Origin of the sequence: Bradyrhizobium sp. 197, from assembly GCF_023073375.1 — a bacterium.
GTDB lineage: Bacteria > Pseudomonadota > Alphaproteobacteria > Rhizobiales > Xanthobacteraceae > Bradyrhizobium.
This window is the reverse complement of sequence record NZ_JADPJJ010000093.1, coordinates 1-10942: the sequence shown is the minus strand read 5'-3', so window position 1 is coordinate 10942 and position 10942 is coordinate 1. Positions and strand designations below refer to the sequence as shown.

The 10942-nt window shown below is 61.8% G+C and carries 13 protein-coding genes and 1 tRNA gene; 2 read left to right on the top strand and 12 right to left on the bottom strand.

The annotated features are described in order from the left end of the window. Positions 1–229 precede the first annotated feature (229 nt). The 12 genes from IVB27_RS22980 to IVB27_RS22930 all read right to left on the bottom strand — a co-directional run bounded on the left by IVB27_RS22980 (position 230) and on the right by IVB27_RS22930 (position 9041). Positions 230–1048, bottom strand: coding sequence for a class I SAM-dependent DNA methyltransferase (locus IVB27_RS22980; RefSeq protein ID WP_247445493.1), 819 nt, complete (start codon positions 1046–1048; stop codon positions 230–232). A gap of 164 nt (positions 1049–1212) precedes the next feature. Further along, entirely contained in the window at positions 1213–1791 is a 579-nt protein-coding gene (locus IVB27_RS22975) for a hypothetical protein (RefSeq protein WP_247445490.1), read from the bottom strand. A gap of 67 nt (positions 1792–1858) precedes the next feature. Continuing rightward, complete coding sequence (locus IVB27_RS43130; RefSeq protein WP_276001453.1) at positions 1859–1996, bottom strand: hypothetical protein; 138 nt, start codon at positions 1994–1996, stop codon at positions 1859–1861. Next, a complete protein-coding gene (locus tag IVB27_RS22970; RefSeq protein WP_247445488.1) occupies positions 1989–2579 on the bottom strand; it encodes a hypothetical protein in 591 nt (196 codons plus the stop codon). Before IVB27_RS22970 ends, IVB27_RS43130 begins: the two co-directional genes overlap by 8 nt. A gap of 152 nt (positions 2580–2731) precedes the next feature. Then, entirely contained in the window at positions 2732–3946 is a 1215-nt protein-coding gene (locus IVB27_RS22965) for a virulence-associated E family protein (protein ID WP_247445487.1), read from the bottom strand. A gap of 359 nt (positions 3947–4305) precedes the next feature. Continuing rightward, positions 4306–4383, bottom strand: a tRNA-Pro gene (locus IVB27_RS22960). Between the two features lie 110 nt (positions 4384–4493). After that, the gene (locus IVB27_RS22955) at positions 4494–5072 is read right to left on the bottom strand and encodes a MerR family transcriptional regulator (RefSeq protein WP_247349410.1); all 579 of its coding nucleotides are present in this window, start codon (positions 5070–5072) and stop codon (positions 4494–4496) included. A gap of 27 nt (positions 5073–5099) precedes the next feature. Then, positions 5100–5441 (bottom strand): integration host factor subunit alpha, encoded by a 342-nt coding sequence (locus IVB27_RS22950; RefSeq protein WP_026311906.1) that lies wholly within the window; start codon positions 5439–5441, stop codon positions 5100–5102. Positions 5442–5573: 132 nt separating this feature from the next. Next, the gene (locus IVB27_RS22945; protein ID WP_247445486.1) at positions 5574–6554 is read right to left on the bottom strand and encodes a beta-ketoacyl-ACP synthase III; all 981 of its coding nucleotides are present in this window, start codon (positions 6552–6554) and stop codon (positions 5574–5576) included. Further along, entirely contained in the window at positions 6551–7612 is a 1062-nt protein-coding gene (gene plsX, locus IVB27_RS22940; RefSeq protein WP_247445485.1) for a phosphate acyltransferase PlsX, read from the bottom strand. The genes IVB27_RS22945 and plsX overlap by 4 nt, the downstream gene beginning before the upstream one ends. Positions 7613–7914: 302 nt before the next feature. Continuing rightward, positions 7915–8478, bottom strand: coding sequence for a YceD family protein (locus tag IVB27_RS22935; protein ID WP_247445484.1), 564 nt, complete (start codon positions 8476–8478; stop codon positions 7915–7917). Beyond that, on the bottom strand, positions 8475–9041 hold the full coding sequence (locus tag IVB27_RS22930) for a ubiquinol-cytochrome C chaperone family protein (protein ID WP_247445483.1): 567 nt from the start codon (positions 9039–9041) through the stop codon (positions 8475–8477). Before IVB27_RS22930 ends, IVB27_RS22935 begins: the two co-directional genes overlap by 4 nt. Positions 9042–9139: 98 nt before the next feature. On the opposite strand from IVB27_RS22930, the gene IVB27_RS22925 reads away from it, so the two are divergent. Both IVB27_RS22925 and IVB27_RS22920 read left to right on the top strand, forming a co-directional pair. Next, positions 9140–9625 carry an outer membrane protein assembly factor BamE gene (locus tag IVB27_RS22925; protein ID WP_247445482.1) on the top strand — a complete coding sequence of 162 codons (486 nt, stop codon included), beginning with the start codon at positions 9140–9142 and terminating at the stop codon, positions 9623–9625. Positions 9626–9721: 96 nt separating this feature from the next. Continuing rightward, positions 9722–10723 carry a Bug family tripartite tricarboxylate transporter substrate binding protein gene (locus IVB27_RS22920; protein WP_247445480.1) on the top strand — a complete coding sequence of 334 codons (1002 nt, stop codon included), beginning with the start codon at positions 9722–9724 and terminating at the stop codon, positions 10721–10723. Positions 10724–10942: the final 219 nt, after the last annotated feature.

The window sequence follows — 10942 nt, the reverse complement described above, 5'->3', positions numbered from 1 at the left end:
GCAGCATGGCACCATGCGCAAGACCAAACATCGGGGCATCGCTCGCGTCGCCGCCGACTTCCTGCTTAATCTGATCGCCTATAACCTGATCCGAATTCCCAAACTGCTCGCCGCATAGCCACCCCGCGCCGGGGCACACTCAATACCAAGCTCGAAATTACATCCAACTCTACCGCGCCGCTCCAAAAACGACCGGCGGAAAAATGAAAATTCTCCATTTCAAGGTTTTTCAGCAGACTGCTAGTGTGTTTTCCTGCCGGATGTCCGCCGACTGGATGTCGTGCAGGATCATGTTCATCCGGCAGATCGACCAGGTCGTGCCTTGGGACTCCTGCCCGGCAAGCGAGAGGTTGTTTGGGTCGCCGCCGTTGTCGCGGACATAGTCGCGCGATTGGATCAGCATGCCGCCCGAGCCGACGGTCGGGTCGTAGATGCTCATGCCAGGCTGCGGATCGACGATCTCGACCATTGTGCGGACCACATCGGCGGGAGTGTAGAACTCGCCCGCCTTTTTGCCGGCAGAGTCGGCGAAGTACTTGATCAAGTATTCATAGGCTGCGCCGAGCAGATCGGGGAACTCGAAGTTCTCGTCACGCAGGGGGATTTTCTCGAACACCTGGATGAAATTGACCAGCGTGTCGTCGCTGAGCGTGCGCTGCCCGATTTTCCGGTTGAAATTGATGTGTTCAAGCACATCCTCAAGCTGGTCCTTATTGTGCCGCTCAAGCTCGCCCAGCGCGGAATTGAGGCCGTTGCCTACGTCCGCCTTCAGATGGCGGATGGTTGCCCAGCGCGATCCAGGGGGAACGTAGAAGCTGTATTGGTCACGACTTTCCAACAGGGCTTCGAGCCGGTCGCCATCAAGGCCGCGACGGCGCAGACTGGTTGTGAGCTTCTCGCGCTGCTGGTCGAATAGGTCGCTGCATCGCTTCAGGAACAGGACGCCGAAGATGTATTCCTTGTACTCCGAGGCATCCATATTGCCGCGAAGCTCGTCGCATGCCTTGAAGAGCAGGCTCGTTAGCTGAGAAAGCGTTAGTTTGGTCATTTGAACCCGATCGCGCCCTGTCTCGATGACAATCCGTCTTTCAAAAAGAACAGATTATCTTTTGCCTCGTAATTCCACCGCCTACCCCGATCAACTGCTTGCTCTTCCGCCGGCACAGCCAACAAATCGAAATCTGTTGGCTAACTTGATTCTATCCATTGAATTCAAACGATATTTTTGGCCATCAGTTTTGCTAGCAGTGATACACAGCCATAGTCCAGCACATCCTCAAAGTGATCGTACTGGGCTTCGTACCGTTTGTAAGTGGCCCAGCGCATCCACTTAGGTTTCGGTGGGAAATCCCATTCATCTGGATCTAAATCCCCTATCAGCCGCGATTTGATTCGAGCCTTTCCAGCGTGAGCGCGGTTCGTCGCATCGTTGAATTGGGAATGATAGGCAACTTGTCGGCGCCAGGTCTGTCTGCTGCAAAATCGGGTCGCGCCCGCTGGCCTCCAAAGGACAGACGCCAGGCGGTTCATGGCAGGGCACACAAAATACCATTGTCGCCCGCCGAAATGGCGAGGACGCGAAGCGAGAATGATGTGCTGGTCCAAGCTGCCAAGCTGGATGCGAAGCCAGCCCTCGGCTTGGCCGCTCATGTCCGCGCTAATCACGCCAGTGGCAACTTCACCCCAATACGAGTGCGTCCAAGTAATACCCCGAACGCCGATATTCGCGCCTGGCTTGATGAATTGCTTCCGAACAAGGCGGTTCAGGTCCAGCTTCAGGCCGTCCTGCAAGCAGACCCGTACTCTCGATCGCGGCATTTTGGCGCTGCCTATTCGATTATTTGCCGGGTCGTATCCTTCATTGCGGCAAGCAGCCTCGAAATTTCGCGTCGGCGTGCAATCGCGTCTGCGCTGTAACGGCCGTGCTTAAAGGCGTTTCTGTTGCCCTTGGGAGCGCCTGGAGACCGCCGTGCATCCTGCACCTCCCATTACTCATCGCGGGTGATTGGCAAGGCTTGTCCGCTCGCGTTCGCGCCCCGCATCTCTTCGCGCGGTGCATATCCAAGTGCATGGGGTTGATCCTCCGTTTTCGTCTCGCCCCTGCCCCCCGAGGGCTCGAGCATTCCGACCACTGCCTGCCCGCCCGCATGAACGTGGACGTGCTCAACCGTGACCTTTTGCTGGCCTTTTCCGCGATGGCGGTTCAAGGCTTCGAGCAATGCCGCATAGGTGCGCGACAGCTTGCTGGCCTGGGTGAGGTTCTCGCGTCGCCCCTCGAAGGTCTGTTCGCCGATCATGGCGCGCCGGTAGCATTCCATCGCGGCATTGTGGGCGGCAACCAGCTGCGCCGCCATCATGCCTTCCAACTCATCCTTCGGCCTAATCCCGGCAAGCGCGGCAAGGATGGCATTCGATTGCTTGTCGCGGTCTTCCTGGCTGGAGTTCTTCAGCCAGAGCGACTGGAGGGCTTGATTGGCAAGAATATTGTTCCAGTGATCCGATTGCGATCCGCCAAGATCTTTCAGCCGCCCTTTTCGGTCCTCGGGATCGTTGGCGACCAGTGTTTTCGGTGCGTTCATTCACGTCCTCTCGAAGGGCTCGCTGCGTAATTCTCATTCAGACGGCACCACCACAGCGCACACAGCGCACAACAGCCGTATTTTCCTATAGAAGCGCCATTAGCGACCAACCCTCTATTGGAAAGTGGGCTGTGGTGCGCTGTGTGCTGTGGTCAGTCCGCCTTGATCCACCACCTCTTGCCTTGCCAGTCGGGTTTGCCTTCGTTGTCCCGCTTCCAGCATAGGTGCTCCATGACGCCGGTGATCCGGCGCTGGTCCGCCGTGCCAATCCTGGCAGCCTCCATGAACAGGGCCTCCTTGGCGACCTGACCGACCGTTACCTTGTGCTGGGTCGCGAGGTAGTTCTCGATCGGGTCCTGCCAGGCGTCGGATTCGAAGCGCGCCTCCTGCTCGGGCCTGATATGCTGCCGTTCGAAATTGCGATCTGGCCACCATGGCTCACCCTCTTTGTAGAGTTGAACCGCCTCCGCGAAGAGTTGTTCGCGATCTTCAGCTAACCCTGCGGGATCAATTTGCCCGACTTTCACGGGCCAAAACCGACGTCCTCCAGTTTCGTCTCTGAGATACGCGTCCTTGTTGGTGGTGCCGATGAATACGCACTGCCGAGGCTCGGTGACCTCGAAGCGGCCGTAGCTCGGCCGGTAACGCTCGACCTGCCGCGTGATGAACGCCTTGAGTTGCGCGCTTTCGGCGCGCTTCAGGGCGTGCATCTCCCCGATCTCGATCAGCCACTTGCCACGGAGATGTTGAGAGACGTCCTTGCCCTCGCCGATCTCGGGAAGGTTGTCGGAGTAATAGTCGCCACCTAGTATGGAGCAGGCCGAGGACTTCATCGCGCCCTGGGTACCCTCCAGCACCAGCATGTAGTCCACCTTGGCTCCGGGTTCACAGATCCGGGCGACTAGCGAAATCAGGAACATCTTCCCGATCGCCTGGGTGTAGGGATTGAGCGCGGCGCCGAGCTTGGTCGTCATCCATACGTTGACGCGCTTCTGGCCGTCCCAGATAAGGCTCTGAAGCCATTCTCGGATGGGATGGAAGCTGCGCTCGCGCGCCCAGGCATTGACCGCGTCGCGTACCGTATCGCGGGCGATCCGGCGGATACCTGCCTTCTGAAGGTACTCCGTCAGTATTGTGACGTCCTCTTCCACCACGGGTCTGGAATTGAACGGCGCGAGCGGCTGGCCGATCTCTTGCAGCAGCATGACGCAACGCTGCATCTCGTCATAAGCGAAGGCGTCGCTGATGTTCGGATCTCGCCGGAGAGCGACCAGCGCATTGGTGACGATCGGGAGCGGTTTGCCATTCTCGCTGATACATTGGGCCAGCCACGTATCTTTGACCGGGAATTGAGCAATGACATTCATCGCGGGCCTCCCGCGAAGGCGAGGCTGGCGATGGTGCAGGCGGTGGCGTAGCAAAAATAGTAGATCCGACTCAGTCTGGCCGCTTGAAGAGCCATCAGCGCCGTGTCAGATTCTCCGCCACTCGTAAGTGAACTCTGCGATCCCGCCCTGTGCCCTTGCTCCCCAGCTGGCACGGGGCTTTTCGTTTCAGGGGGTGCCAACATGCGGCACCTCCGTAGCGAACGGTCCAAGAACGTAGTTCGGGACTATTTCGGGAGTTTTTGCGGCGAACTGTGCAAACCGGCGCCTATTTGTTCTCATTCGGCGGCGGATTGATGCGGGCGCCGAAAAGAAAAACCCTTGCAGATCAAAGGGTTTGATGGTCGGAGCGAGAGGATTTGAACCTCCGACCCCTAGTCTCCCAGACTAGTGCGCTAACCGGGCTGCGCCACGCTCCGAACGTCGTTCCATTAGCTAGGATCGCCGGTTTGCGCAAGGCGAGGTCGCACCATTTTGGTGTCTCTGCCGAACGGCCCCGGAACTGCCCCCAAGCGGAGGGAATCCGGCGTCAGGCGTCCTTCAGTGCCTGATCCAGCATTTCACGGCAGGCCATGAGCTCAGCGAGCACCCGTCCGAGGCGCTCCCGGTCGATAGCGCTGGGGCCGGGGGGCGCGGCGGGGGCGCCGCCCTTGCGGAAGGTGGTGAGGATTTCCTCGTCGTCGGTCTCGGAGAAGCGGAAGTCGATGCCCTCCTCCTCCTCGCCCTGGTAGTCGTCATCGTCGCTGTCGCGGGCGCCGCGGACGCCGGTCTCCTCCTCGGGCTCCATCAGGCTCGCGCCGACGGCGTCCTCGATGGCCCCGAACGAGACTGCGGCCGCGCCGTCGGCCAGGCCCTGCACCGATTTGACGCCGTGCTCTTTGAGGATCCGCTGTACCCCGCGGATGGTGTAGCCCTCCCCGTAGAGCAGACGGCGGATGCCCTTGAGCAGGTCGACGTCGTCGGGACGGTAGTAGCGGCGGCCACCGCTGCGCTTCATCGGCTTGATCTGGGAGAATCGGGTCTCCCAGAACCGCAGCACGTGCTGCGGAATGTCGAGTTCCTGCGCTACTTCGCTGATGGTTCGGAACGCATCCGGCGCCTTGTCCAAATGCCAAATCCTTATCCGAAAGGCGGTTTAGGCCTCGGGTTGTACCTTGCTGCCGTCGCCATTGGTGCGGTGCTGGGCGTTGATCCGCTGCTTCAGGATCGCCGACGGCTTGAACACCATGACGCGACGCGGCGAGATCGGCACCTCGGTGCCGGTCTTCGGGTTGCGGCCGATGCGCTGGCCCTTCTTGCGGACCATGAAGGAGCCGAACGAGGACAGTTTCACCGTCTCGCCTTTCTCAAGGCAATCGGTGATCTCCTTCAGCACGAGTTCCACGAAGGCGGACGATTCCGTGCGCGACAGGCCCACCTTCTGGTAGACGGCTTCGCACAGATCGACACGCGTTACGGTTTTACTTTGATCGGTCATCGCCCTGCCCCCACATCACGGCGAACAATTGTTGTCTGAAATTATGAGGTTACGATACGCCGGTCAACAGCGCTCATCAATGCAGACGCATCGATAATTGTGCTGATTCGGGCAAAATTTTATCGACTGTGGCTACCAGCGCACCAGCGCGGAGCCCCAGGTGAAGCCGCCGCCCATGGCTTCCAGCAGAACCAGGTCGCCGCGCTTGATGCGGCCGTCCTTGCGCGCCACCGCCAGCGCCAGCGGGATCGAGGCCGCCGAAGTGTTGCCGTGACGGTCCACCGTCAGCACCACCTTCTCCGGCGCGATATGGAGCTTGTGCGCGGAGGCGTCGATGATTCGCTTGTTGGCCTGGTGGGGCACGAACCAGTCGATGCTGTCGGCATTGAGCCCGGTCGCCTCGAAGGCGTCGACGATCACGTCGGTGATCATGCCGACCGCATGCTTGAAGACCTCGCGGCCTTCCATGCGCAGATGACCGACCGTCTGGGTCGAGGACGGCCCGCCGTCGACGAACAGCTTCGCCTTGTGGCGGCCGTCGGAGCGCAGATGCGTGGTCACGATCCCGCGGTCGGTTGCGGCATTGCCCGGTTGCTCCTGCGCCTCCAGCACCACTGCGCCAGCGCCGTCGCCGAACAGCACGCAGGTGCCGCGGTCGTTCCAGTCGAGGATACGCGAGAACGTTTCCGCACCAATCACCAGCGCGCGCTTGAAGGCGCCGGTGCGCAGGAAATTGTCGGCGGTGGCGAGCGCGAACACGAAGCCCGAGCACACCGCCTGAAGGTCGAACGCCGCGCCATGGTTGATGCCGAGCCCATGCTGGACGGCGACCGCGCTCGCAGGGAACGTGTTGTCGGGCGTCGAGGTCGCGAGCACGATCAGCTCGATCGACTGCGCGTCCACGCCGGCGTCGGCGAGCGCAGCCTGCGCCGCCTTGAGCGCCAGATGCGAGGTGAACTCGCCCTCGGCAGCGATACGCCGCTCGCGAATGCCCGTGCGCTGCACGATCCACTCGTCGGACGTGTCGATGCGCGCCGCCAATTCGGCGTTGGTCACCACCTGCTCCGGCAAATAAGAGCCGCAGCCCAGCACGACCGAACGAATTTGAGTCACGAAACATCCTCCGGCGCGGTCGGCACGAAATTGAGTGCACCACCCTCGCGGTTGAGCATCTGATTGATCTTGTTGAGAAGATCGAATTTCACCATCTCATAGCCAACATCGATCGCATAGGCAAAGCCTTCGGCGCTGATTCCGCCATGGCTCTTGACCACGATCCCGTTCAATCCCAAGAGCACGCCGCCGTTGGACTTGTTCGGATCCATCTTGTTGCGCAGCGCCTGGAAGGCGCCGCGCGCCAGGAGATAGCCGAGCTTGGACATCCAGCCTCGCATCATCTCGTTGCGGAGCAATTCCGCCATCTGCCGCGCGGTTCCCTCGGCGGCCTTCAGCGCGATGTTGCCGCTATAGCCTTCGGTGACGATGACGTCGGCCACGCCCTGGCCGATGCCGCCGCCCTCGACGAAGCCGAGATAGTCGAGCTCCGGCAGGTTCCTGGCACGCAGGATTTCGCCGGCTTCGCGAATTTCCTCGTGCCCCTTGATCTCCTCGACCCCGATATTGAGCAGGCCGACCGTGGGACGACTCTTGTTGAACAACACGCTCGCCATCGCCGCGCCCATGATGGCGAGCGACACCAGATGGTGCGCATCGCCGCCGATGCTGGCGCCGAGGTCGAGGACGACGGAATCGCCGCGCTTGGTCGGCCACATACCGGCGATCGCCGGACGGTCGATGCCGGGCAGCGTGCGCAGGTGGAAGCGCGACATCGCCATCAGCGCGCCGGTATTCCCGGCAGAGACCGTAACATCCGCCTCGCCCTTTTTCACCGCATCGATGGCAAGCCACATGGAGGAGGTTTTGCGGCCACGCCGCAGCGCCTGGCTCGGCTTTTCCTCCCCGCTGACCGCGACGTCGGTGTGGATGATCTTCGAGGCGGCCTTCAGCGCGGGGTGGCGGTCGAGTTCGGGCTCGATCTTGGCGCGGTCCCCGACCAGCAGGAATTCGATCTCGCGATGCCTCTGGAGCGAGATGGCGGCTCCTGGAATGACCACGACGGCGCCGGCGTCGCCCCCCATGGCGTCAAGCGCGATACGAACCTTGCTTGGCATAAAAGTCCTGGAAACCTGGTCTGGTGCGGTCTTGAACGAGCGGGGCCGCAAAGTGGGTTCGCCATCCATGTACATGGCGGTCGGCCAAGCGCCACGCGCACCCGGACCGGGCCGCGACAATAGCGTTTTGTTATCCCGAAACAACCTCTTGCCCCCAGCCTTTTGCATCCGGGACGATCCGGCTGCGGACGGACGATTTCACAGGTAGTATATAGAAATCAGATAGATAACTTGACCTTTCAAAGCGCCGCCGCAAACACCTCACGCCCCCTGGCAAAGCGGTCTTCTGGGGAAGACGGCACCTATTTGTCTTTCTTCTTGTCCTGAAGCGCCTTCAGTACCGCAAAGGGATGGTCCTCCGGATCGGGGGCGGTGGCCTCCACCTCGAACACGACCCCCGGCTTCCGCGGATAGGGATCGATCGCCAGGAACAGCGCATCGGTGGCAAGCCTCCCGAGGTCAATGATGCCATTGACGATCGCCTCCGGCGGATCGGCGACATGCTCCTTATCGTTCTGCCCCTCCTCCATCAGATCGGCCAGCCGGCGCACCTCGGCCTCCGGGGCGAATATAAGGTCCACCTCTTCCTTGATCTCGCTCTCGATCGGGTCGAGCGTGACCACACAGATCTGGCCGATCCGGGCGTGAACGTGCCCCGTGACCTGGATCCGGTTGCCGCTTTTCGGCACGACATCGAAGGCGGCCTGGACAGAGAGGACCTCCCGCAAGCCTGCCGTCTCGGCCATGGCCTGCCGCTCGGCGGCCGAGGCCTCGAGCTTGCGATGCAGCCCGGTGTCGGGGATCTGTGCAATGACGACGGGCACCCGCCAGGGATCGGGCCCGGGTCCTGTAATCGGTCGGCTCATGGCGTGACATCCTCAGGAAGCGCTGGAGGAAACTTGAAGGACGCACCCAGCAGTGCGGCCTCGCCGGTCCGGCCCAGATCGGCGTCGGTAGCCCTGGCATAGTCCGCCAGCCGCTGCGCCTGATCCATGCCGGCTCCATTCAAGATATTCTTGCAGATCGCCGATGCCAGCGTCGCGTCGCCGCCTTCCATGGCCTGGTCGTAGGCCTGGACCCGGCCGTAAAAGGCCTCGCCGAAGGCCCGCATCCGCTTCGGCACGGTCTGGTCGCCTATCCCCATCTCGCGCAGATTGTCGTCCATGTCCTCGCAGAAGCGATCGAACAGCGCCTGCGACAGCTCGGTGGCGCCTTGTTGGGAAGCGCTCTGGACCGCGCGCAGGCGGCGCAGCAGCAGCCAAAGATGCAGCAGCAACAGGTCGAAACGCCCGTTAACCGTATCCGGCACGCCCAAGTCTCGGTAAAATATGGGTTCTCGCGCCTGCGTCACGATCATGCCATAGATGGCTTCAATGGTGCCCGGCGAGGCTAGCCGGGGTTTCCTGAAGTGATTGAACGGCCAAAACATTGTGGTTTCCGCAAGCGGGCGCGCGCGTGTTGCATTCAGAGTCTCCGCCCGGTACTTCAGCGCCTCGCGCGACGCAAGGGGACGGAATCAGTTCCGCTATGACGATAACGAACCAGACCAGCCTGCGCGCGGACAAGCGGCGCGGCGTTCAAGCACGTTGGCGCGGCTTGCGCCTGTTCGCGGCCACGGCCCTGGTTGGCGTCGCGCTTGCCGGCTGCACCGGCGAGCAGTTCCAGAAGGGTTACATCCTGCCGCCCAACGCGCTGGAGCAAATTCCGATCGGCGCGAGCCAGGATCAGGTGCTGATCGTGATGGGTACCCCCTCCACGGTCGCAACCCTCGACGGCGAGGTGTTCTATTACATCTCGCAGCGCTCGGAGCGCATGGTCGCCTTCATGAACCAGAAGGTGGTCGACCAGCGCGTCATCGCCGTCTATTTCGACAAGTCGCGACGCGTGCGTCGGCTTGCGAATTACGGTCTCCAGGACGGCAAGATCTTCGACTTCGTCAGCCGCACCACGGCGACGTCGGGCCAGGAGATGAGCTACCTCACGCCGATCTTCAAGCTGCTGAGCTTTAACTGAGCCTTCAGCCTGCGGCGTCGTGCCGCTGCGTGCGACTTGCCGTTGCGCGTCCTGTTCCATACGCTCCTTGCAAAACAAGAAGCAGGGAGTGGATTCGTGCCCAATAGATTGCTGTCCCGCCGTCGCGTGCTCACCGGTGCTGCCGGCCTCTCGGCCGCAGCGATCCTGCCGCGATCGAGCCTGGCAGACTGGAAACCCACCGAAAACGTCCGCGTCGTGGTGCCCGCCGCCGCCGGCGGTTCGACCGACGTGATGGGCCGGCTCCTGGCCGCGCATCTGCAGACCGCCTGGGGCCAGTCGGCCGTCGTTGAAAACCGCTCCGGTGGCGGCGGCACGATCGGCGCGGCCGAGGTGGTCCGTTCGAAGCCGGACGGCCACACCATCCTGATCGGCAATCCCGGTCCGAACGCAATCGCCTACAGCATTTTCAAGAACCTCACCTACAAGCCGGACCAGCTCCAGCCGGTCTCCAACATGATCCGGATCCCGAACATCGTCTCGGCGCATCCGAAGACCGGCATCAAGTCGATCGCCGAGCTGATCGCCTATCTCAAAACCAATCCCGACAAGCTCAGCTACGCCTCCTCCGGCGTCGGCCAGAGCCCTCACCTCACCGGCGCCTGGTTCCTCCAGCTCACCGGCCTGAAGATGACGCATATCCCGTTCCGGGGTGCCGGTCCCGCGCTCCAGGCGGCGCTCGCCGGCGACATCCAGATTCTGTTCGACAACCTCTATCCGAGCCTGCCGCAGGTCCAGAACGGCACCCTCACCGGCCTCTGCGTCACCACGACCGAGCGCAGCGACCTCGCGAAGGACCTGCCGACCATGCGCGAGAGCGCGCCGGAGCTGGCGAATTTCGACGTCTCGTCGTGGTTCTCGGTTTTCCTGCCGAAGGGCGTCTCTCCTGCCGTGCTCGAGGCGCTCAATCTCCAGGTGAAGGCGATGCTCGAGCGCGACGACATCAAGAAGAACATCGTCGCCATGGGCGCCCGTGCCGACTATGGCACGCCGCAGCAGTTTGCCGACTTCGTGAACGTCGAGACGAAGAAGTTCGCCGGCATCATCCAGAAGGAAGGGCTGCAGATGGACGTGCAGTAGGCGTCACTTCCGTCATTGCGAGCGCAGCGAAGCAATCCAGAATCCCTTCGCGGAGAGACCCTGGATTGCTTCGTCGCAAGAGCTCCTCGCAATGACGGATTGAAAGCATCCAACCTATCGATCGGGATAGGGGGACGCCTCGCGGCGTCGCCCCTCCCACACCACCGTACGTACGGGTCCGTATACGGCGGTTCGGTGGATTATGCGGGTCTCGGAGCC

What these genes read in the sequence shown, in the direction of transcription:
- IVB27_RS43130 (WP_276001453.1), bottom strand. Translation starts at nt 1,996, where the DNA reads ATGAGTAATGGGAGGTGCAGGATGCACGGCGGTCTCCAGGCGCTCCCA.
- IVB27_RS22965 (WP_247445487.1), bottom strand. Translation starts at nt 3,946, where the DNA reads ATGAATGTCATTGCTCAATTCCCGGTCAAAGATACGTGGCTGGCCCAA.
- IVB27_RS22970 (WP_247445488.1), bottom strand. Translation starts at nt 2,579, where the DNA reads ATGAACGCACCGAAAACACTGGTCGCCAACGATCCCGAGGACCGAAAA.
- IVB27_RS22930 (WP_247445483.1), bottom strand. Translation starts at nt 9,041, where the DNA reads ATGTTTTGGCCGTTCAATCACTTCAGGAAACCCCGGCTAGCCTCGCCG.
- IVB27_RS22925 (WP_247445482.1), top strand. Translation starts at nt 9,140, where the DNA reads ATGACGATAACGAACCAGACCAGCCTGCGCGCGGACAAGCGGCGCGGC.
- IVB27_RS22950 (WP_026311906.1), bottom strand. Translation starts at nt 5,441, where the DNA reads ATGACCGATCAAAGTAAAACCGTAACGCGTGTCGATCTGTGCGAAGCC.
- plsX (WP_247445485.1), bottom strand. Translation starts at nt 7,612, where the DNA reads ATGCCAAGCAAGGTTCGTATCGCGCTTGACGCCATGGGGGGCGACGCC.
- IVB27_RS22980 (WP_247445493.1), bottom strand. Translation starts at nt 1,048, where the DNA reads ATGACCAAACTAACGCTTTCTCAGCTAACGAGCCTGCTCTTCAAGGCA.
- IVB27_RS22935 (WP_247445484.1), bottom strand. Translation starts at nt 8,478, where the DNA reads ATGAGCCGACCGATTACAGGACCCGGGCCCGATCCCTGGCGGGTGCCC.